21 protein-coding genes and 1 pseudogene are annotated in these 19974 nt (G+C 71.2%); 17 read left to right on the top strand and 5 right to left on the bottom strand.

The features are described 5' to 3' along the window. Positions 1 to 16 precede the first annotated feature (16 nt). From AB0J40_RS29765 to AB0J40_RS29720, 10 genes are all read left to right on the top strand, one after another. Positions 17 to 1561, top strand: coding sequence for a UDP-N-acetylmuramoyl-L-alanyl-D-glutamate--2,6-diaminopimelate ligase (locus AB0J40_RS29765; RefSeq protein WP_364459237.1), 1545 nt, complete (start codon positions 17 to 19; stop codon positions 1559 to 1561). Further along, the gene (murF, locus tag AB0J40_RS29760) at positions 1558 to 3060 is read left to right on the top strand and encodes a UDP-N-acetylmuramoyl-tripeptide--D-alanyl-D-alanine ligase (protein ID WP_364459125.1); all 1503 of its coding nucleotides are present in this window, start codon (positions 1558 to 1560) and stop codon (positions 3058 to 3060) included. The genes AB0J40_RS29765 and murF overlap by 4 nt, the downstream gene beginning before the upstream one ends. Further along, the gene (gene mraY / locus AB0J40_RS29755; protein ID WP_072477827.1) at positions 3057 to 4139 is read left to right on the top strand and encodes a phospho-N-acetylmuramoyl-pentapeptide-transferase; all 1083 of its coding nucleotides are present in this window, start codon (positions 3057 to 3059) and stop codon (positions 4137 to 4139) included. The genes murF and mraY overlap by 4 nt, the downstream gene beginning before the upstream one ends. A 3-nt stretch (positions 4140 to 4142) precedes the next feature. Then, positions 4143 to 5549 carry a UDP-N-acetylmuramoyl-L-alanine--D-glutamate ligase gene (murD, locus tag AB0J40_RS29750; RefSeq protein WP_364459121.1) on the top strand — a complete coding sequence of 469 codons (1407 nt, stop codon included), beginning with the start codon at positions 4143 to 4145 and terminating at the stop codon, positions 5547 to 5549. Continuing rightward, on the top strand, positions 5536 to 7038 hold the full coding sequence (ftsW, locus tag AB0J40_RS29745; protein WP_364459118.1) for a putative lipid II flippase FtsW: 1503 nt from the start codon (positions 5536 to 5538) through the stop codon (positions 7036 to 7038). Before murD ends, ftsW begins: the two co-directional genes overlap by 14 nt. Beyond that, positions 7035 to 8159 carry an undecaprenyldiphospho-muramoylpentapeptide beta-N-acetylglucosaminyltransferase gene (gene murG, locus AB0J40_RS29740; RefSeq protein ID WP_364459115.1) on the top strand — a complete coding sequence of 375 codons (1125 nt, stop codon included), beginning with the start codon at positions 7035 to 7037 and terminating at the stop codon, positions 8157 to 8159. Before ftsW ends, murG begins: the two co-directional genes overlap by 4 nt. Next, a complete protein-coding gene (gene murC / locus AB0J40_RS29735; RefSeq protein WP_364459112.1) occupies positions 8152 to 9540 on the top strand; it encodes a UDP-N-acetylmuramate--L-alanine ligase in 1389 nt (462 codons plus the stop codon). Before murG ends, murC begins: the two co-directional genes overlap by 8 nt. A gap of 4 nt (positions 9541 to 9544) precedes the next feature. Next, entirely contained in the window at positions 9545 to 10378 is an 834-nt protein-coding gene (locus AB0J40_RS29730) for an FtsQ-type POTRA domain-containing protein (RefSeq protein ID WP_364459109.1), read from the top strand. A 77-nt stretch (positions 10379 to 10455) separates the two neighbouring features. Then, a complete protein-coding gene (locus AB0J40_RS29725) occupies positions 10456 to 11280 on the top strand; it encodes an NAD(P)H-binding protein (protein ID WP_364459106.1) in 825 nt (274 codons plus the stop codon). A gap of 116 nt (positions 11281 to 11396) precedes the next feature. Then, on the top strand, positions 11397 to 12365 hold the full coding sequence (locus AB0J40_RS29720) for an IS481 family transposase (protein ID WP_364459103.1): 969 nt from the start codon (positions 11397 to 11399) through the stop codon (positions 12363 to 12365). Between the two features lie 244 nt (positions 12366 to 12609). Here AB0J40_RS29720 and AB0J40_RS29715 read toward each other — a convergent pair whose 3' ends face one another. Next, on the bottom strand, positions 12610 to 13779 hold the full coding sequence (locus AB0J40_RS29715; RefSeq protein ID WP_364459100.1) for an MFS transporter: 1170 nt from the start codon (positions 13777 to 13779) through the stop codon (positions 12610 to 12612). Between the two features lie 74 nt (positions 13780 to 13853). Here AB0J40_RS29715 and AB0J40_RS29710 point away from each other — a divergent pair, with 74 nt between their 5' ends. The 6 genes and pseudogenes from AB0J40_RS29710 to AB0J40_RS29685 all read left to right on the top strand — a co-directional run bounded on the left by AB0J40_RS29710 (position 13854) and on the right by AB0J40_RS29685 (position 16403). Then, complete coding sequence (locus tag AB0J40_RS29710) at positions 13854 to 14390, top strand: ABATE domain-containing protein (RefSeq protein ID WP_364459097.1); 537 nt, start codon at positions 13854 to 13856, stop codon at positions 14388 to 14390. A 76-nt stretch (positions 14391 to 14466) separates the two neighbouring features. Next, complete coding sequence (locus tag AB0J40_RS29705; RefSeq protein ID WP_364459094.1) at positions 14467 to 14661, top strand: hypothetical protein; 195 nt, start codon at positions 14467 to 14469, stop codon at positions 14659 to 14661. Next, entirely contained in the window at positions 14645 to 15160 is a 516-nt protein-coding gene (locus tag AB0J40_RS29700) for a DUF6879 family protein (protein WP_364459091.1), read from the top strand. The genes AB0J40_RS29705 and AB0J40_RS29700 overlap by 17 nt, the downstream gene beginning before the upstream one ends. Continuing rightward, positions 15147 to 15754: pseudogene (locus AB0J40_RS29695) on the top strand (Scr1 family TA system antitoxin-like transcriptional regulator). The gene AB0J40_RS29700 and the pseudogene AB0J40_RS29695 overlap by 14 nt, the downstream one beginning before the upstream one ends. A 35-nt stretch (positions 15755 to 15789) precedes the next feature. Next, positions 15790 to 15948: a hypothetical protein gene (locus tag AB0J40_RS29690; protein WP_364459088.1), complete on the top strand. Its 159-nt coding sequence runs from the start codon at positions 15790 to 15792 to the stop codon at positions 15946 to 15948. A 95-nt stretch (positions 15949 to 16043) separates the two neighbouring features. Further along, a complete protein-coding gene (locus AB0J40_RS29685) occupies positions 16044 to 16403 on the top strand; it encodes a hypothetical protein (RefSeq protein WP_364459085.1) in 360 nt (119 codons plus the stop codon). 43 nt (positions 16404 to 16446) lie between these two features. On the opposite strand, the gene AB0J40_RS29680 is transcribed toward AB0J40_RS29685, so the two are convergent. After that, entirely contained in the window at positions 16447 to 16881 is a 435-nt protein-coding gene (locus AB0J40_RS29680) for an OsmC family peroxiredoxin (RefSeq protein ID WP_364459082.1), read from the bottom strand. Beyond that, complete coding sequence (locus AB0J40_RS29675) at positions 16868 to 17326, bottom strand: MarR family transcriptional regulator (protein ID WP_364459079.1); 459 nt, start codon at positions 17324 to 17326, stop codon at positions 16868 to 16870. The genes AB0J40_RS29680 and AB0J40_RS29675 overlap by 14 nt, the downstream gene beginning before the upstream one ends. 76 nt (positions 17327 to 17402) lie before the next feature. On the opposite strand from AB0J40_RS29675, the gene AB0J40_RS29670 reads away from it, so the two are divergent. Next, a complete protein-coding gene (locus tag AB0J40_RS29670; protein ID WP_364459076.1) occupies positions 17403 to 17906 on the top strand; it encodes a DinB family protein in 504 nt (167 codons plus the stop codon). Here AB0J40_RS29670 and AB0J40_RS29665 read toward each other — a convergent pair. Both AB0J40_RS29665 and AB0J40_RS29660 read right to left on the bottom strand, forming a co-directional pair. Beyond that, the gene (locus AB0J40_RS29665) at positions 17893 to 18654 is read right to left on the bottom strand and encodes a DUF1295 domain-containing protein (RefSeq protein WP_364459073.1); all 762 of its coding nucleotides are present in this window, start codon (positions 18652 to 18654) and stop codon (positions 17893 to 17895) included. The two genes, AB0J40_RS29670 and AB0J40_RS29665, sit on opposite strands and share 14 nt — an antisense overlap. Further along, positions 18654 to 19919: a cyclopropane-fatty-acyl-phospholipid synthase family protein gene (locus tag AB0J40_RS29660; RefSeq protein ID WP_364459070.1), complete on the bottom strand. Its 1266-nt coding sequence runs from the start codon at positions 19917 to 19919 to the stop codon at positions 18654 to 18656. The genes AB0J40_RS29665 and AB0J40_RS29660 overlap by 1 nt, the downstream gene beginning before the upstream one ends. Between the last annotated feature and the right edge of the window lie 55 nt (positions 19920 to 19974).

The raw sequence follows: 19974 nt of genomic DNA, 5'->3' as shown, positions 1-19974 counted from the left end.
GGTGCCGGAAAGCCCGGTGAAAGCGGTCCCCGCGCCGCCCCGCCCGGCGCGCATCGACCCGGTCCCGCTGGCGACGCTGCTCGCCAGGGCGGACGCCCGCCTGATCGCGGAGAGCCCCGACGCCGCCGACCTCAGCGTCACCGGCACCACCCTGCGGGCCCAGCACGTGCTGCCCGGCGACCTCTTCGCCGCCCTGCCCGGCGCCCGCGCGCACGGCGCCGACTTCAGCGACCAGGCGGTCGCGGCCGGGGCCGTCGCGGTGCTCACCGACGCCGAAGGCGCCGAGCGCCCCGCGCTGCGCGACGCCGGCGTCCCGGTCCTGGTGCACGCCGACCCGCGTGCCGCCCTCGGCGAGATCGCCGCCTGGATCTACGGCGAGCCCTCGCTGCGGCTGGCCGTCCTCGGCGTCACCGGCACCTCCGGCAAGACCACGACGTCCTACCTGGTCGACGCCGGCCTGCAGGCCGCGGGCCTGACCACCGGCCTGATCGGCACGGTCGAGACCCGGATCGCGGGCGAGCGCCTGGTCAGCGGCTTCACCACCCCGGAGGCGCCGGACCTGCAGGCGCTGCTCGCGGTGATGCTGGAGCGCGGCGTCACGCACGTGCCGATGGAGGTCTCCAGCCACGCGCTCGCGCTCGGCCGGGTCAACGGCACCCGGTTCGCGGTCGGCGCGTTCACCAACCTCTCCCAGGACCACCTGGACTTCCACAAGGACATGCAGGAGTACTTCGCCGCGAAGTCGCTGCTGTTCGACGGCCGCTCGACCACCGAGGTCGTCGTGGTCGACAGCGCCTGGGGCCAGGCCCTGCTCACGCCGCAGACGGTCACGGTCACCACGGACCCGGGCACCGACGCCGCGTGGAAGGCCACCGACCTGCGCGCCACCCCGCACGGCGAGCAGACCTTCACGCTGCACGGCCCGGACGGCGTCAGCGCGCCCGCCCGGATCCCGCTGCCCGGCGAGTTCAACGTCGCCAACGCCGTGCTCGCCGCCGCGATCCTCGGCAGCGCGGGCATCTCGCTGGAGCACATCGTCACCGGGCTCGCCGAGGTGCAGGTGCCGGGCCGGATGGAGCGGGTCCACGTCGGCCAGGAGTTCACCGCCGTCGTCGACTATGCCCACAAGCCGGCCGCGGTCGCCCAGGGCCTGGACGCGCTGCGGGCCCGCGCCGAGGGGCGGATCATCACCGTCCTGGGCTGCGGCGGGGACCGGGACACCGCCAAGCGCCCGATGATGGGCGAGGCGGCGGCCCGGCGCAGCGACGTCCTGATCGTCACCGACGACAACCCGCGCTCCGAAGACCCCGCGGCGATCCGCGCCGCGATGCTCGCCGGCGCCCGCGCCGTCGGGCCCGCCGAGGGCGGCGAGGTCCTCGAAATCGGCGACCGCCGCGAGGCCATCGCGCACGCCGTCGCGCTGGCCGAGCCGGGCGACATCGTCTTCCTCGCCGGCAAGGGGCACGAGTCCGGCCAGGAGGCCGGCGGTGTCGTGCACCCGTTCTCCGACCGCGACGAGCTGGCCGCGGCCATCCGCAACAAACTCGAGGTGAGTGTGTGATCGTGCTCAGCCTGGCCGAGATCGCCGACGTCGTCGGCGGCCGGCTGCACCGCGCCGACCCGGGCGCGCAGGTGACCGGCACCGTGGAGTTCGACACCCGGAAGCTCACGCCCGGCGGCCTGTTCGTCGCCCTGCCGGGGGAGAAGGTCGACGGCCACGACTTCGCCGCGCAGGCGGTCGAGGCCGGTGCGGTGGCCGTGCTGGCCGCCCGCGAGGTCGACGCCGCCGCGATCGTCGTGCCGCCGCTCGCCGCGGGCGAGGCCCACGAGCGGTCGGTCGCGCTGACCGGCGACAAGGACGGTTCCGGCGCCGCCGTGCTGGCCGCGCTGGCCAAGCTCGCGCGGTTCGTCGTGCAGCGGCTGGCCGAGGGCAACCTGACGGTCGTGGGCGTCACCGGCTCGTCCGGCAAGACCTCGACGAAGGACCTGATCGCGCAGCTGCTGGAGCCGCTGGGCCCGACGGTCGCGCCGCCCGGGTCGTTCAACAACGAGCTGGGCCACCCGTGGACGGCGCTGCGCGCCGACGCCGAAACCCGGCACCTGGTGCTGGAGCTGTCCGCGCGCGGGCCCGGACACATCGCCCACCTCGCCGAGATCGCACCGCCGCGGATCGGCGCGGTGCTCAACGTCGGCAGCGCGCACGTCGGCGAGTTCGGCTCGCGCGAGGGCATCGCGAAGACCAAGGGCGAGCTGGTCGAGGCCCTGCCCGAGGACGGCGTCGCCGTCCTCAACCTCGACGACCCGCTGGTCGCGGCCATGGCGAGCCGCACGAAGGCCCGCGTGGTGTTCTTCGGCGAGAGCGCGTCCGCGCAGGTACGGGCGACCGGCATCACGCTCGACGACCAGGCCCGCGCGTCCTTCCGGCTGGTCACCCCGGCCGGCGAGGCGGACGTGCGGCTGCCGCTGCACGGCGAGCACCACGTGAGCAACGCGCTCGCGGCCGCCGCGATCGCCCTGGAGCTGGGCTCCTCCCCGGACGAGGTCGCCGCGCGGCTGTCGGCCGTCGAGCGGCGCTCGGCGCGGCGCATGGAGGTCGTCACCCGCGCGGACGGCGTCACGATCCTCAACGACTCCTTCAACGCCAACCCCGAGTCGATGCGGGCCGGCCTGAAGGCCCTCGCGGCGATGACGCGGGAGTCCGGCCGCCGGTCCTGGGCCGTGCTCGGCGTGATGGGCGAGCTGGGCGCGGACGCGGTCACCGCCCACGACGAGATCGGCCGCCTGGTCGTCCGCCTCAACATCGCCAAGCTCGTCGTGATCGGCCCCGAGGCGGCGGCCATGCACCAGGGCGCGCACCAGGAGGGTTCCTGGGGCGAGGAGTCGGCACTGGTACCCGACGTCGAGGCCGCGATCGCCCTGCTGCATGATCAGCTCCGCCCCGGGGACGTGGTGCTGGTGAAGGCCTCCAAGGCCGCCGGCCTCTGGCGGGTCGCCGAGGCACTCCTGGAACCCCGGGAAACCGACAACTCCGAGAATCGCTCGAACGGTGGTGACGCGTGATCAGCATCCTGATCGCGGCCGCGGCGGGCCTGCTGATCTCCATCCTGCTCACGCCCTACCTGATCCGGGTGTTCTCCCGGCAGGGCTTCGGCCAGGAGATCCGCGAGGAAGGCCCGCAGGGACACAAGTCCAAGCGCGGTACCCCGACCATGGGCGGTGTCGCGATCATCATCGCGATGGTCGTCGGGTACTTCGCCGCGCACTTGATCAACTGGATGTTCAACTCCCGCAGCGGCGCGCCGACGGCCTCCGGGCTGCTCGTGCTGATGCTCGCCGTGGGCCTGGGGATCGTCGGGTTCCTCGACGACTTCATCAAGATCCGCAAGCAGCGCAACCTGGGCCTGAACAAGACCGCGAAGCTCGTCGGCCAGCTGGTCGTCACGGTCGCGTTCGCGGTGCTGGCGCTGAACTTCGCGGACTCGCGCGGCATCACGCCGGCGTCGGAGAGCCTCTCCTACGTCCGCGACCTCGCGCTGATCACGTTCCCCGCGGTGTTCTTCGTGATCTTCTGCTACATCGTGATCTCCGGCTGGTCGAACGCGGTGAACTTCACCGACGGCCTCGACGGCCTGGCCGGCGGCTCGGCGGCGATGGTGCTGGCGACCTACGTCGTCATCGCGTTCTGGCAGGAGCGGCTCAACTGCGCCAACGGCCCGGCGCCCGCCTGCTACGACGTCCGCGACCCGCTCGACCTGGCGGTGGTCGCCGCCGCGGCCACCGGCGCCTGCGTCGGCTTCCTCTGGTGGAACGCGGCCCCGGCGAAGATCTTCATGGGCGACACCGGCTCGCTGGCCCTCGGCGGCCTGGTCGCGGGCCTGTCGATGACGACCCGCACCGAGCTGCTCGCCATCGTCATCGGCGGCCTGTTCATGGTCGAGATGATCTCGGTGGTCGCGCAGATCGCGGTGTTCCGGACGACCCGGCGAAGGCTCTTCCGGATGGCGCCGTTCCACCACCACTTCGAGCTGGCCGGGTGGGCCGAAACCACGGTCATCATCCGGTTCTGGCTGTTGTCGGCGATCTGCTGCATGTTCGGTCTGGGCCTGTTCTACAGCGAACAGCTGGGCTTCGGAGGCTGAGACGTGGACATCGCCGGTCGTCACGTTCTCGTCGCGGGGGCCGGGGTCACGGGGAAGTCCGTGGTCCCGGTGCTGGTCGAACTGGGTGCGCGCGTGACCGTCACCGACGGCAACGCGGAGCGCCTGGCCGAGCTGGACGGCCTGGGCGCGGAGCTGGCGCCCGGGCTGACCGAACCGCCGGAAGGCGTCGTCCTCGTCGTCACCAGCCCCGGCTGGCGCCCGACGTCGCCGCTGCTGGTCGCCGCCGCCGAGGCGGGGGTCGAGGTGATCGGCGACGTCGAGCTGGCCTGGCGGGTCGGGCAGCTGCGCGAGCACCCGCCGGCGTGGCTGGTGGTCACCGGCACCAACGGCAAGACGACCACCGTCGGCATGCTCGAGTCGATCCTCAAGGCGGCCGGTTCCCACGCGGTGGCCTGCGGGAACATCGGCTACGCCGCCCTCGACGCGGTCCGCGCGGGCTACGACGTGCTGGCCGTGGAGCTGTCGAGCTTCCAGCTGCACTGGTCCTCGACCCTCGCGCCGGACGCGGCCGTGGTGCTCAACCTGGCCGAGGACCACATCGACTGGCACGGCTCGATGGACGCCTACGCGGCCGCCAAGGGCCAGGTCTACACCCGCGCCAAGGTCGTGGTGCACAACGCCGACGACGAGTGGTCCACCCGGATCGCCGAAGCGCATGCGCCGGAGAGCGCCCGCCGCATCGGCTTCCAGCTCGACACCCCGCGCGCGGGCGAGCTGGGAATCGTCGAAGACCTGCTGGTCGACCGCGCTTTCGTCGCCGACCCGGCGACCAGCGCCGAGGAACTGGCCACGCTCTCGGACGTCCGCCCGGCGGGTCCCCACAACGTCTCGAACGCCCTGGCCGCGGCCGCGCTGGCCCGCGCCCACGGCGTCTCGCCGGAGGCCGTGCTCAAGGGCCTGCGCGAGTACCAGCCGGCCCCGCACCGGGCCGTCGAGGTGGCCGAGGTCGCCGGCGTCCGGTACGTCAACGACTCCAAGGCGACCAACCCGCACGCGGCCGCCGGGTCGCTGCGGGCGCACGAGTCGATCGTGTGGATCGCCGGCGGTCAGCTCAAGGGCGCGTCGGTCGACGAACTCGTGAGCAGCATCGCCGGCCGCTTGCGCGGGGTTGTGCTACTCGGCGTCGATTCACCCGTGATCGCCGCCGCGGTCGCGCGACACGCGCCGGATGTCCCGGTGAACAGCCTCCGTCCGGGTGACCATGAACCCATGACTGCGGCGGTGAGTGCGGCCAGCGCGATGGCCCGGCCAGGTGACGTGGTGCTGCTGGCACCCGCCGCGGCGTCGTTGGACATGTTCCGCAGCTACGGCGAACGCGGCGACGCGTTCACCGCGGCGGTGCACGTCCTCCGCGACGACGCAGCGGGGGAGCCGAGTGACGGTCACTGAGCCCAACCGCGAAACACCGCCGAAGCGGCCCCGCCGGGAGCGCAAGGAGAGCGGCTTCGTCGCCTTCCGGACCGCGCTGACCGCGTGGCTCTCGCGCCCGCTGGCGTCGTTCCACCTCGTGCTCGCCCTCACCGGCGTGCTCACCGTGATCGGCGCCGTCATGGTGCTCTCGGCGTCGTCGGTCGCGTCCTACAACCCGAAGACCGGCAGCGGCGTGTACTCGCTGTTCGTCAAGCACCTGGTGTTCGTCGCCATCGGCTCGGTGGTGTTCTGGCTGGGCCTGCGGGTCAAGCTGGAGCGGATCCGGGCGATGTCGGCCACCGCGACGGTGATCTGCCTCGGCCTGCTGGTGCTCGTGCTGACCCCGCTCGGCTCGACGGTCAACGGTTCGCAGGGCTGGTTCAAGCTCGGCGACTTCACCTTCCAGCCGGTCGAGGCCGCGAAGGTCGCGCTGGCCTTCTGGGGCGCCCACATCCTGGTGATCAAGTACAACGTGATCCACCAGTGGCGGCACCTGCTGGTGCCGGTGGTGCCGATCGCGCTGCTGATGTTCGCCCTGGTCATGCTGCAGCCCGACCTCGGCGGCACGGTCACCCTCGCCGTCGTCCTGCTCGCCCTGCTGTGGTTCGCCGGTGCCCCGAAACGGCTGTTCGGCGTCATCCTCGCGGGCGGCCTGGCCGGCGTGCTCGTGCTCGCCCTCATCGCGCCCTACCGGCTCGCCCGGGTCATGTCGTTCCTCTCGCCGGACGCCGACACGACCGCCGAGGGTTTCCAGGCCAACCAGGCCAAGCTCGCGCTGGCCGACGGCGGGTTCCTCGGCAAGGGCCTCGGCCAGGGCGCGTCCAACTGGGGCTACCTGCCGAACGTGCAGAACGACTTCATCTTCGCCCTGATCGGCGAGGAACTCGGGCTGATCGGCTGCGTCGTCGTGCTCGCCCTGTTCGCCGGGGTCGCGATCGTCGGCCTGCGGATCGCCACCCGCAACATCGACCCGTGGATCCGGATCGTCTCCGGCACGCTCACCGTGTTCCTCGTGGCGCAGGCCGGCATCAACATCGGCTACGTCGTCGGCCTGCTGCCGGTCACCGGCGTCACGCTGCCGCTGATCTCCTACGGCGGCACCTCGCTGGTGATCACCATGCTCATCATGGGCGTGCTCGCGAACGCCGCCCGGCACGAACCGGAGGCGGTGGCCGCACTGCGCACACAGGGGCCGGGTAAATTCGGGCGTCTGCTGCGGCTGCCCGCGCCCGACCCGTACCGCCCGCCCGCCACGCGCAAGGCGGCGGGGCGCAGTGGGGCGAAGGCGGCCCGGCCGGCGCCCCGTGCGGCCCGGCCCGCCCCGGCACAGGAACGACGCAGGTCGGTCCGCGAACCGGTGCGCCGCAGCGCGGCACGGACGAGCACGGCCACGTCTCGCGGCGGGGCCGCGCGGACAACAGCGAGCCGTGGTACCCGGAGTACCGCGAACCGGAGAGGTCATTGGTGAGTAAGCCCGTCAAGGGAACCGAGCGGTCGGCCGCGGGCAAAGCGCCCGTGGTGGTGGTCGCCGGAGGTGGCACCGCAGGACACATCGAACCCGCCCTCGCCCTGGCCGACGCCGTCAAGCGGCTGCGCCCGGACGCGACGGTCGTGGCGCTGGGCACCGAGCGCGGCCTGGAGAACAAGCTCGTCCCGGCCCGCGGGTACGAGCTGGAGCTGATCCCGCCGGTGCCGCTGCCGCGCAAGCCGACGCCGGAGCTGCTGCGGCTGCCCCTGAAGGTCCGCGACTCGGTCCGCAAGACCCGCGAGGTGCTCGACCGGGTCGGCGCGGACGTCGTCGTCGGCTTCGGCGGCTACGTCGCCCTGCCCGCCTACCTGGCCGCGCGCGGGCGCGTCCCGATCGTCGTGCACGAGGCCAACAAGTCGGCCGGCCTGGCCAACAAGGTCGGTGCGCGGTTCGCCGCGCGCGTGGCCGTCGCCGTCCCCGGCACGCCGCTGCCGAAGGCGGAGGTCGTCGGGATCCCGCTGCGGCGGTCGATCACGTCGCTCGACCGTGCTGCGCTGCGCGCCGAGGCCCGCGAGCACTTCGGGCTGGACCCGGACGCGCCGACGCTGCTGGTGTTCGGCGGCTCGCAGGGCGCCCAGTCGATCAACGCCGCGGTGTCCGGCGCGGCGAAGGACCTCGCGGACGCCGGTGTCGGCGTGCTGCACGCGCACGGCCCGAAGAACACCCTGGTCGTGCAGGAGTTCCCCGGCCGGCCGGCGTACGTGCCGGTGCCGTACCTGGAGCGGATGGACCTGGCCTACGCGGCCGCCGACGTCGCGATCTGCCGCTCGGGCGCGATGACGGTCGCGGAGGTGACCTCGGTCGGGCTCCCCGCGGTGTTCGTCCCGCTGCCGATCGGCAACGGCGAGCAGGCCTCCAACGCCCGGCCCGCCGTCGACGCCGGGGCCGCGCTGATGGTTTCCGACGGCGACCTGTCCCCGGCCAAGGTCGCCGAACTGGTCGTCCCGCTGGTCACCGACGCCGACCGCGTCGCGAAGATGGGCGCGGCGGCGGTCGGCATGGGCCACCGCGAAGCCGACGAGACCCTCGCCCGCATCGTTCTGGAGGCCGCTGGTGCTTGAACTGCCTGAAGAACTGCGCCGGGCGCACCTGATCGGGATCGGCGGCGCCGGCATGTCCGGCATCGCGCGGATCCTGCTGGCTCGCGGGGCCTTCGTGTCGGGTTCGGACGCCAAGGAGTCGCGCGCGCTGCTGTCGCTGCGCGCCCAGGGCGCCGAGCTGTTCGTCGGCCAGGCCGCTTCGAACATCTCCTCGCTCCCGGAACCGCCGTCCGCGGTCGTCGTCTCGACGGCGATCAAGGAGACCAACCCCGAGCTGGCCGCGGCCCGCGAAGCCGGGATCCCGGTGCTGCACCGGGCCCAGGCGCTGGCCGGGCTGATGGAAGGCCACCGCGTCGCCTGCATCGCGGGTACGCACGGCAAGACGTCGACGACGTCGATGCTGACCGTGGCGCTGCAGCACTGCCGGCTCGACCCGTCGTTCGCCATCGGCGGCGACCTCAACGAGTCCGGCGCCAATGCCCACCACGGTGAGGGCGGCATCTTCGTCGCGGAGGCCGACGAGAGCGACGGCTCGTTCCTGACGTATTCGCCGTCGGTCGCGGTCGTGACGAACGTCGAGCCGGACCACCTGGACCACCACGGCACCGCCGAGGCCTACACGAAGGTGTTCACCGAGTTCGTCGGCCGGATCGTGCCGGGCGGGCTGCTGATCGTCTGCGGTGACGACGCGGCGGCGGACGAGCTCGGGTCGCAGGCCGAGGAGATGGGCGTGCGCGTGCGCCGGTACGGCCGCACGGCGACGGATGCCCGGGTCCTGGACTACACCCCGGCGCCGGACGGCGGCGTCGTGCGGCTCCTGCTGGACGGCTCGGAGCTGTCGGTGCGGGTCGCGGTGCCGGGTGAGCACATGGCGTTGAACGCCGTCGCGGCGCTGCTCGCCGGGATCGAGCTGGGCGCACCGGCTGTCGAGCTGGCCGAGGGGCTGGCGGCGTTCGGCGGTGTCCGGCGCCGGTTCGAGTTCAAGGGCCGGGCGGGCGACGTCCGCGTCTACGACGACTACGCCCACCACCCGACCGAGGTGGCCGCGCAGCTGCGCGCGGTGCGGACCGCGGCCGGGGCCGGCCGGGTCGTCGTCGTGTTCCAGCCGCACCTGTACTCGCGCACGAAGCTGTTCTCGGCGGAGTTCGCCGAGGCGTTGTCGCTGGCGGACGAGGTCGTGGTGCTCGACGTCTACGGCGCTCGTGAAGAGCCCGAGCCGGGCGTCACGGGCGCGCTGATCGCCGACCAGGTGACGGCGCCGGTGCACTACGAGCCGGCGTTCGACGTGGCCGCGCCGCTGGTGGCGGGCCTCGCCCGGGCGGGCGACCTCGTCGTCACCATGGGCGCGGGAGACGTGACGCAGCTGGGGCCGGAGATCCTCGCCGAGCTGGACAAGCGCTGAGCCCATGAGCCCGACCAGGGAACGCCGCCGCCCGTCCGCCTCCGACGAGGAGACGCCGGACCGCGCCGCCCTGGCCCGGCAACGGCGTGGGCGGCGTTCCGAGGAGGAGCGCCGCCGCACGCGGGTCGCGCGCACGGCGCCGCGGAACCGGCCCAACCGGCGAGCCGAGATCCGCCGCCGGTGGGTGGCGCTGCTGTCGGTGCTGACCGTGATCGCCTTGGTGTACTTGCTGTTCTTCAGCTCGATGCTGGGCGCGCAGGAGGTCTCGGTCAGCGGTTCCCGTACCGTTCCCGCCGACGCGATCCGCGCGGTGGCGGCGGTGCCGATGGACAAGCCGATGCTGCGGCTGAGCACGGACGAGATCCGCGACCGGGTGGCGGCGATGCCGGGCATCGCGACGGTCGAGGTGTCGCGGTCGTGGCCGAACACGGTCGAGATCACGGTGACCGAGCGGACGGCGATCGCGTTCTTCGACAGCGGCCCGGGCGGCGACGGGGTCCACCTGGTCGACGGCGGCGGCGTGGTGTTCAAGACGGTGCCGTCGCGGCCTGCGGGGCTGCCGGAGCTCAAGCTGCCGAAGGTGTCGGCGGACGACCCGGTGACCCGCGCGGTGACGGCGGTGCTCGGGGTGATCCCGGAGCAGCTGCTGAAGCAGGTGACCACGGCGACGGCCAAGACCCCGGCGAGCGTGGAGTTCACGCTGTCGAGCGGCAAGATCGTCCGCTGGGGGACGGCCGAGCAGACGGACCGGAAGGCCAAGGTCCTGGCGGCGCTGCTGACCCAGGAGGGCAAGGTCTACGACGTCGCGGCGCCCGAGCTGCCGACGATCACTTCCTGAACTCTTCCCGATCATGTGCGCCCTCGTTTCCGTATGCCGTACGATCTCGTATGGCATACGGAAACGAGGAGGGTGTCATGACGATCTTGGTGACGGGCGCGACCGGCAGCGTCGGCCGGCTGGTGGTCGACGAGCTGCTGTCGGCGGGGGCGTCGGTGCGAGCGCTGACGGTGGATCCGGCGCGGGCGTCGCTGCCGGCCGAGGCGGAGGTGGTGGTCGGGTCGCTGGCGCGGCCGTCGACACTGCCCCTGGACGGTGTTTCCGCGGTCTACCTGGCGCCCATGGCGCGGACCGTCCGGCGGTTCTGCGAGCTGGCCTCGGAGGCGGGGATTTCGCGGGTCGTCGCGCTGTCGGGCAGCAGCGTCGGCGACGGCCACGAAGGTTCCAGCGGCAACGAGTACGGCGCGGTGGAGGCCGCCGTCCGGGAAGCGGGGTTCGCCTGGACGTTCCTGCGGCCGGGGGTGTTCATGAACAACACCCTCGACTGGGCGGACATGGTCCGCGCGGGCGAGGTGGCCGTGGCCTACGGCGACGCGACGCAGACCCCGATCGACCTGGGCGACATCGCGGCGGTGGCGGCCCGGGTGCTGCTTTCGGACGGCCACGTCGGGGCGACGTACGTCCTCAGTGGACCGGAGGCGATCAGCCTGCGCGGGCAGGTCGCGACGCTGGGATCGGTGCTGGGAAAGGAAATCCGCTTCCGCGAGCTGACCAGGGACGAGCAGCGCGCGCAGTGGATCGGGTACGGCGTCCCGGAGCAAGCTGTCGACTGGCTCCTCGACGGTTTCGAGGAAACCCTGCGTCATCCGCAGGTGCCGACCGGTGTGGTCGAGGAGTTGTTGGGACGTAAGGGAACGACGTACGCGTCGTGGGTCGAAGCCAACCGGGATGTGTTCGCCTAGCTGTAGTGACCATGGACGTTGTTGACGGTTGAGCGGCGCGTCGGGTTGATCATGACGAAGACCTCCGTGTGTGGTGCTGGTGTCTGACGCCATCACCGAACACAACGGAGGTCTTCGTGTCCCACCGTAATGCCCGGTTGACCCTGCACGGCCGCAGGCTGCTGATCGACCGCGTCACCTCCGGCCGCCCAGTCGCCCACGTCGCCGCCGAGCTGGGGATCTCCCGCGCGACCGGCCACAAATGGGTCCGCCGCTACCGCAAGCACGGCGAAGCCGGCCTGCTCGACCGCTGCTCCAGGCCGCAGCACTCACCCCGCCGAGTTCCCGAGGAGATCGAGCAGCAGATCCTCGACCTGCGCCGGAAACGGCGGCTCGGACCAGCCCGCATCGCCGGGATCCTCGGGATGCACGCCTCCACCGTGCACCGCGTCCTGACCCGCCACCACATGCCGAAACTGGCCTGGCTGGACCGCCCCACCGGACAACCGATCCGCCGCTACGAACGCACCCGACCCGGCGAACTGCTGCACGTCGACGTGAAGAAACTCGGCCGGCTCCGCGACGGCGGCGGCTGGCGAGCCCACGGCCGCGACAGCCTCGAACGCCGACGCGCCCGCTACGGCACCCGCGTGGGCTACGAGTACGTCCACTGCGCCATCGACGACCACACCCGCATCGCCTACGCCGAAATCCACCCCGACGAGACCGCTGCCACCTGCGCCGCGTTCCTCCGCCGCGCCGCCACCGCTCTGGCCGAGATGGGCATCGACCGGATCGAACGCGTGATGACCGACAACGCCCTGGCCTACCGCCGCTCCCACGCCTGGCGTGAAGCCCTCGCCGACATCGGCGCCGAGGCCCGGTTCACCCGCCGTTATCGGCCGCAAACCAACGGAAAAGCCGAACGGTTCAACCGCACCCTCGCCGAAGAATGGACCTACGCCCAGCCTTTCACCAGCTCACACCACCGCGCCGAAGCACTACCCGAGTTCCTGCACCGCTACAACCACCACCGCGGCCACACCTCACTCGGCGGCAAACCACCCATCACCCGCGTCAACAACCTCACAGGGCACTACACCTAGCCGCGCACTGCGCGGGTGAGCCGACGGTCGCCCAGAGCCGGTTCCGGCCGGTCGCCGCCGCGGCGTCGAGCACGGCGCGGCGGCGACGCTCAGTCCGCAGTAGCCGATGAAGTCGCCTTCGGCGCGCCGCCGGATCGGCAGCAGGGCGATCCCCGTCGTCGCCGCCAGCTGCTTCGCGATGAGCGCCCTGATGTGTTCGATCGTGGGCGTTCCGGTGCCGCGCTTCGCGTGCAGGGCGCGAAGGTCAGACCCGCGTGCGGGTCATGCCGGCCAGCCCGAGCAGCGGGAGGGCGCCCGCGAAGACGACCACCGCCGTCCACCCGCCCAGGTGGTAGGCGATCGAGCCCGCCTGCGAACCGATCGCGCCGCCGATGAAGAACGTGCCCAGGTAGACGCTGTTGACGCGGGCGCGGGCCGACGGGTCCAGCTGGTAGATCACGTGCTGGCCGGTCACCAGCGTCGCCTGGACCGCCATGTCCACCGCGATCGCGGCGATCGCCAGCAGGATGACGCTGTGCGCGCCGAACCCGGCCAGCGCGAACGCCGCCGCGCACAGCACGAACGCGCCCGCGGTGAGCCGCCGCCCGTGGCCGTGGTCGGACCACCGGCCGGCCAGCGGGGCCACCAGGGCGCCGGCCGCGCCCGCCAGCGCGAAGAGGCCGACGCCGAGCTGGGTGTAGTTGAAGGGTGGTGCCATCAGCACGAACGCGATCGTCGTCCAGAACGCGCTGAACGCCCCGAACATCGCCGACTGGTACAGCGCGCGGTGGCGCAGCGCGGGGTGTTTCTTCGCCATGGCGAGGGTCGAGCGCCACAGCTGTCCATAGTGGACGTCCGTCTTGGGTGCCCGCGCCGGCAGGATGAACCGCAGGACGACGGCGAGCGCGGCCATCGCGGCCGCCGAGATGAGGAAGACGACGCGCCAGCTGGTCACCTCGGCCAGCAGGCTGGCGACGACGCGGGAGAGCAGGATGCCGAAGAGCAACCCGCTCACCACGCGCCCGACGATCCGGCCGCGGATGGCGTCGGGGGAGATGTCGGCGGCGAACGGGATGAGGATCTGCACGACGACCGACGCCGCCCCGACGGCCAGCGAGGCGATCAGCAGCACGGCGAACCCGGGTGCGACGCCGGTGACGACGAGGCCGGCGCAGGCGACCGCGAGCAGCGTCGCGACGAGCCCGCGGTTCTCGAGCCGGTCACCGAGCGGGACGAGCAGCAGCATCCCGGCGGCGTAGCCGAGCTGGGTGGCGGTGACGACCCCGCCGGCGGCGGCCTCGCCGACGCCGAAGGTGTGCCGCAGCTCCGCGAGCAGCGGCTGGGCGTAGTAGAGGTTCGCGACGGTCAGTCCACAGGAGACGGCCAGCAGCAGCACGAGCCACCCGGGCGGGGCCTTCTGCTCGGTCTCGGTCATCATTACCCCCTGGAACCGGTTTGATCGGTTCCCGACGGTACCAGTCAAACCGGTTCCAGCGTACTGTGACCCTTATGACGGACCGATTCCGCAGCGGCGCGGGCAGGCTGTGCCTCGACTTCGTCCGCACGTTGCGCTACCGCGGCACGCCCGCGGAGTGCGAGGAACTGCCGGATGCCGAAGCGTGGGGAGCGTGGATCGACCAGCTGGGCCCGTTCCCGGCGCCGGTGCACCCCGCCTCGGCCGAAGAGGCGCGGTCGCTGCGGGAGGCAATCCACGAGCTGCTGACCGGCGAAGTGCGCGAGGGGGTGCGACGCCGGGTGAACCGGTTCGCGGCGCAGCCGGTACCCGCGCCTTCCTTGACGACTTCGGGAGAACTCCGCTGGCAGGCGGGCGATCCGGCGGAGGCGATGCTGGCGCTGCTGGCCCGGGACGCGCTGGAGCTGGTGACGTCCCCGGAGTTCGCCCGGGTCCGCAGCTGCGCGGGCAAGCGCTGCGGAGCACTGTTCCTGGACACGTCGAGACCGGGCACGCGGCGCTGGTGCTCGATGGAGACCTGTGGCAACCAGGCGAAGAAGTCGACTTATCGAGCCAAGGTGACGGCCTCCTGAAGCGAGGTTATGCGAGAACGCGACTGAACACTGGGTAGTATTATGTGCACTCAGCGTGCTGGCTAACGTGATCGCGATGAAGCTCAAGAAGATCGCCGGCGACTGCAAAAGCGATGACTGCCCGGCTGTCCACCTCACCGATCGGGGCTCACTCGTCATCGTCGGCTTTATCGTGGGTGCGGACGATCGGCCTGCCGTGTGCCCCGGAGAACAGGTCGTAGAGGTGTCGATCGGCTTGGTCAGGGAGGCGCTGCATGCTCTTGGATCGTGACCGGTGGCGCGAAGTCTTCCGCAGCTTCTCGAAGTCGGCGTTCCGGCTGGAGACACACCAGGTCTACACCATGCCGGACGAGCGGGAGGACTTCGAGCGGTTCCTCAAGGGGCTGCCCGCTCCGCCGGACGACAACCACGAGTGGCACAGACGGGTTCGCGGGTACGTCGCGGCGGGCAAAACGATCCAGCGGGCAAAAGTCGTTCGACGGCCCCTGACCGACTACACCCGATATCTCCTCGCCGAGGGTATTCCCGAGAACGTCAGAGCGGGTGAGGACTACCGGATCGTCGAAGTCGGTGACGAGGAAACCGGTCTTCCCGAGCAGGACTTCTGGCTGTTCGACGAGCGTATCGTGGTTCACCTCGACTACGAGTCCGACGGCACTCAGAGCGGCCGTGAGCTGGTCGAACAGCCGGATCTCGCGAAGTACCTGCGCTGGCGTGATCTCGCCGTGCAGCTCGGGGTTCCTTTCAACGAGTGGCATGCTGGACCCTGAACAGGAGCGCGACAAGCGCAAGTCCCTCGCCGCGGTACTCCGCGAATTGCGCACGGCGGCCGGGCTCTCCGGTGAGAGGCTGGCCGTCCGGTGCGCCATGAGCCAAGCGAAGATCAGCCGGATCGAAACCGGGAAAACCCTTCCGACTGTGGTTGACGTGGAGCGCATCCTCCGAGCTCTCGAGATCAGCCGTGCCGAGGCTGAGCCGGTGCTCGCCTTGGCGCGGTTGGCCGCCGTCGGGTACGCCTCGCGCCGGACCTCCGCCAGGCTCGGTTTCTGGCAGAAGCAGAACGACCTGCGAGCCATGGAACGGGACTCCGAGGTCATGCGTCACTTCTTGCCGGGTGTCCCGACCGGGCTCCTGCAGACCCCCGAATACGCTCGTGTCGTCCTCGCTCCGACGGTCGCCAGCGGGCACTGCTGGACTCGTCCCGCCGGTTCTCCTTCGTGCTGACCGAGAGCGCGGTCACCTGGCGCGTGGCCGATGCCGCTCTGATGGCCGCTCAAGTCGCCCACCTCACGAACCTGTCGACGCTTGAGAACGTCGAGATGGCCATTTTGCGAAAGGATACGGTCATCCCGAAGTGCCGATGAACGTGTTCGTGGTCTAAGACGAGCGTCTGGTCACCGTGGAGATGTTCGCCGGAGAGGTCGTCCTCCGCGATCCGCGTGACGTCGCTTACCACCTCGAACTCTTCGAGTTCTTCAAAAAGCGAGCGGTGCGCGGCGACGACGCCACGCGGTTGTTGCGGATGATCGCGCAGGAGTTCTTGCGAGAAGGCGAATAGCGCTCGACGTTATTGTTGTGCAATTCTAGGGTTTGCCATGGAGAACATCACTCGCACGTGCGGCGACTGCAAGGGAAAGGGCTGCGGGAGCTGCGATGGCACCGGCACGATCACCATTGTCGAAGACTGACCCGCTGCTGCGCCCGGGTTTCGTGCCCGAGGAATTCCAGTTCGGCGCACGAAGCCAAATCTTCTACAAGGCACCCTATCCGGCCGAAGGACCGGTAGAAGCGAAGGATGCCTCGGGGCGCCGGATGTGGATGTACATGTACGCCCATTTCGTTTTCCAATGGTCGGAGGGCGCGTCTTCGGTCCACATAGGTCACGGGACGCTGGCGGGCTCGAAAATGAGCCTGTGGACCGACGTCCGGATCGCCGGGAGTTGGTCCGGCGCCGTCCTGGCGGACTTCGGTCGCGACTGGGTGAGCAAGCACCTTGCGAAGTTCGCCAAGTGAAACGGCCCCCTCGGGAAACCCGAGGGGACCGTCAACCGAAACCTCAGTTGAGCGCCGCGTCCATGGTGATCGTCGTGCCCGCCAGGGCCTTCGACACCGGGCACGTCTTCTCCGCCGTCTCCGCGTACTCCGCGAACTGCTCCGCCGAAACACCCGGCACAGACGCCCGCAGCGTGATCGCGATGCCGCTGATCTCGAAGCCGCCGCCGGAGGCCGGGCCCAGTGTCACCTCCGCGCTCACGTCGATCGAATCCGCGGTGAGCTTCGCCGCTTCCAGCACGCCGGACAGGTTCATCGCCAGGCACGACGAGTGCGCCGCCGCGATGAGTTCTTCCGGGCTCGTCTGGCCGTCCGGGTTGCCCGCCCGGGTCGGGAACGACACGCTGAACGTGCCGGCGTTGGACGAGTCCAGCGTGACCTCGCCCTTCCCGTTCTGCAGTCCGCCGACCCAGTGGGTGGTCGCGTCACGGCTGGGCATCAGGGCCTCCATGTGTGTAGGCGGTGGCCGACGCCGTCAGCCGCCGCAGGGTCGCTATCAGGTCCCGCCGGGTGGCGTCGTCGAGACCCAGTGCGCAGCCGATGGCCGACGGGACGCCCGCCGCGCGCGTGCGCGTCGAACGGCCCTCCTCGGTCAGGCTGACCACCACCGTGCGTTCGTCCTCGGGCAGTCGCGCCCGGGTCACCAGCCCGTTGGCCTCGAGCCGCTTGAGCAGCGGGGAAAGCGTGCCGTAGTCCAGGTGCAGCGCCTCGCCGATCTCCTTGACCGGCCGGGCGTCGGACTCCCACAGCACCAGCAGCACCAGGTACTGCGGGTAGGTGAGCCCCAGTTCGCCGAGCAGGGGACGGTAGGCGTCCGTCACCGCGCGCGACGCCGCGTACAGCGCGAAGCAGGCTTGCTCGTCCAAGAGGAACTCATCCGGCACGTCCGTAAACCTAGCCCACGATTACATCGTGCGCAAGGTATCGGAAGTGTCGGACCCCTCTGGCACAGTGCCCGGCATGACCGGACCCGACCGCCCGCAGGTCCCGCTCACCGGTGGCGAGCGCGAGATCCTGACCACCCTGCTCGACTACCACCGCGCGACCGTCGCTTGGAAGTCCGGCGGGCTCACCGAAGACCAGGCCCGTCAGGTGCACCTGCCGAGCGAACTGACGACCGTCGCCGGCCTGGTGGCCCACCTGACGCTCAACGAGTGGTTCTGGTTCGCCGTGGTCGTCGACGGCGAGGAGGACACCTGGGCGGAAAAGCTCGAGCAGGACCCGGACGCGGAGTTCCGGGTCTCGCCCGGCACCAACCTCGAAACCCTGCTCGCCGGCTACGAGAAGCAGTGCGCCCGCAGCCGGGAGATCGTTGCGAAACACAGCCTCGACGACGAAGTGACCCACAAGGACGAGACCTTCAACGTCCGCTGGGTCCTCACGCACATGATCGAGGAGACCGCGCGGCACGTCGGGCACCTCGACGTGCTGCGCGAGCTCACCGACGGGCTCACCGGGGAGTGACCTTCTTCGGCGGCAACGGGAAGAACCCGCTGGTGCGCTCGACGTACTGCGCGTACGCCGGGCGCGTGCGCGCCATTCCCTTCTCCAGCATGGGTTTCCCGGTCCCGCGGGCCAGGGTGAACGTCATCGCCACGGGGGAGAGGATCGTCAGCGCGCCCGGCCACGTCGAGCACGCCAGCAGGTACAGGCCCCACCACACGCACGCGTCGCCGAAGTAGTTCGGGTGCCGCGTGTAGCGCCACAACCCGGTGTCGAGCACCTTGCCCTTCGAAGCCGGGTCCGCCTTGAAGCGGCGCAGCTGCTCGTCGCCGACCGTCTCGAACCCGAAGCCGACCACCCACACCACGATGCCCAGCCAGCCAAGGACGCCGATCCCCGTGCCGTCCACCGCGAACTGCACCGGGAGGGAGACGAAGTACAACACCACGGCCTGGAACAGGTAGATCCGCACGAACATCTTCAGCGGCCCGTAGCCCATCCGCGCGTACCGCGGATCCTCGGGCAGCTTGTGGTTGCGCAGGTGCAGGTGCACCGACAGCCGCACGCCCCAGACGACCGTCAGGAGCACCACCACGAGCCGCAACGAGAGCGGGCCGTCGCCGAACGGGAACGCGGTGACCGCGACGAGCGCGAACCCCAGTCCCCAGAACGTGTCGATGGTGTCGTAGCGCTTGCGCGCCCGCGCGATCCCGAAGGTCACCACCACCGCCACGAGCGTGACGGCGGCCGTGACGAGCAGCTGCGGCATCAGCACCACTCCCGCGTCGCCGGCATCCCGGAGCGGCCGTGCTCGTCGGGCCGCACGGAAAGGATCTGGTCCACACCCATCCGGTTCTCCTCGAACGCCAGCGCCCCACCCACCAGGTACAGCCGCCAGACCCGCGCGCCCGTCTCGCCGATCAGCGCGACGACGTCGGCCCAGTTCTCCTCCAGGGTGGCGGCCCAGGCCCGGACCGTCCAGACGTAGTGCTCGCGCATCGCGTGCACGTCCCGCACCTCGAGGCCCGCGGTCTCGAGGTGGTCGACCGTCCGGCCGACCGGCCGCATCGTCATGTCCGGGGCGATGTACCGCTCGATGAACGCGCCGCCGCCGGGCGCGACGTTCCCGCGGGACATCTGCTGGAGCAGCACCCGGCCGCCGGGCTTGACCATCTTGTGCAGCGTCGCCGCGTACGCCGGGTAGTTGATCTCGCCGACGTGCTCGCCCATCTCGATGGACGCGACCGCGTCGAACGGCGCGTCCGGCAGCTCGCGGTAGTCCTGGCGGCGCACCTCGACGCGGTCTTCGAGGTCGTGCTGGGCGAGCCGGCCGCGGATGTGCTGCAGCTGCTCGGCCGACAGCGTGATGCCGACGGCCTCGACGCCGTGGTGCTTGGCCGCGTGGACGAGCAGCGAGCCCCACCCGCAGCCGATGTCCAGCAGCCGCATCCCCGGCCGCAGGCCCAGCTTGCGGCAGATCAGCTCCAGCTTGTCGTGCTGCGCCTGGTCGAGGCTCTGCGACTCGGTGGTGAAGTACGCGCTCGAGTAGGCCATCGACTCGTCCAGCAGCAGCTGGTAGAAGGCGTTGCCGAGGTCGTAGTGGTGGGCGATCGCGGACTTGTCGCGCAGCAGGCTGTGCAGCTTGCCCGTCAGCCGGGCCTCCTCGGCGGGCGGCTTCGGCGGCGGCCCGGCGACGCCCAGCCGGGCGGCGAGCCGGACGGCTTCGGCCCACTCCCGCGGGCCGAGCTTCGCCCGCTTCAGCTCCCCCGAGCGGGTGAGGGCCCAGATCCGGCGGAAGCCGTCCGTCAGGTCTCCCTCGACATCGAGGTCGCCGGTGACGTAGGCGCGGGCGAGCCCCAGCTCGCCGGGCGCGTAGAGGAGGCGGCGCAGGGCACGGCGGTTGCGCAGCACCACCGTGGGCGCGTCCACTGGGCCGGCGCGGGTTCCGTCCCAGGTCCGCAGGCCGACGGGGAGCTGCCCGCCGAGGAGCTTTTCGGCGAACGAGGCGAGGCGGTGCGCGGTGCTGTTCGGCATGTCCGGGATTCGCTCTCCGCGGCGCGGTGGATTGGTCCGGCCCCGAGCCAATCCG

The sequence above is a fragment of the Amycolatopsis sp. NPDC049691 genome, from assembly GCF_040675005.1.
Classification (GTDB): Bacteria; Actinomycetota; Actinomycetes; order Mycobacteriales; family Pseudonocardiaceae; genus Amycolatopsis.
The sequence above is the reverse complement of the archived record's forward strand: the minus strand, read 5'-3'. Positions and strand labels throughout refer to the sequence as shown.

What these genes read in the sequence shown, in the direction of transcription:
- AB0J40_RS29730 (WP_364459109.1), top strand. Translation starts at nt 9,545, where the DNA reads ATGAGCCCGACCAGGGAACGCCGCCGCCCGTCCGCCTCCGACGAGGAG.
- AB0J40_RS29725 (WP_364459106.1), top strand. Translation starts at nt 10,456, where the DNA reads ATGACGATCTTGGTGACGGGCGCGACCGGCAGCGTCGGCCGGCTGGTG.
- AB0J40_RS29715 (WP_364459100.1), bottom strand. Translation starts at nt 13,779, where the DNA reads ATGACCGAGACCGAGCAGAAGGCCCCGCCCGGGTGGCTCGTGCTGCTG.
- AB0J40_RS29710 (WP_364459097.1), top strand. Translation starts at nt 13,854, where the DNA reads ATGACGGACCGATTCCGCAGCGGCGCGGGCAGGCTGTGCCTCGACTTC.
- AB0J40_RS29705 (WP_364459094.1), top strand. Translation starts at nt 14,467, where the DNA reads ATGAAGCTCAAGAAGATCGCCGGCGACTGCAAAAGCGATGACTGCCCG.
- AB0J40_RS29700 (WP_364459091.1), top strand. Translation starts at nt 14,645, where the DNA reads ATGCTCTTGGATCGTGACCGGTGGCGCGAAGTCTTCCGCAGCTTCTCG.
- AB0J40_RS29685 (WP_364459085.1), top strand. Translation starts at nt 16,044, where the DNA reads ATGGCACCGGCACGATCACCATTGTCGAAGACTGACCCGCTGCTGCGC.
- AB0J40_RS29680 (WP_364459082.1), bottom strand. Translation starts at nt 16,881, where the DNA reads ATGCCCAGCCGTGACGCGACCACCCACTGGGTCGGCGGACTGCAGAAC.
- AB0J40_RS29670 (WP_364459076.1), top strand. Translation starts at nt 17,403, where the DNA reads ATGACCGGACCCGACCGCCCGCAGGTCCCGCTCACCGGTGGCGAGCGC.
- AB0J40_RS29665 (WP_364459073.1), bottom strand. Translation starts at nt 18,654, where the DNA reads ATGCCGCAGCTGCTCGTCACGGCCGCCGTCACGCTCGTGGCGGTGGTG.
- AB0J40_RS29660 (WP_364459070.1), bottom strand. Translation starts at nt 19,919, where the DNA reads ATGCCGAACAGCACCGCGCACCGCCTCGCCTCGTTCGCCGAAAAGCTC.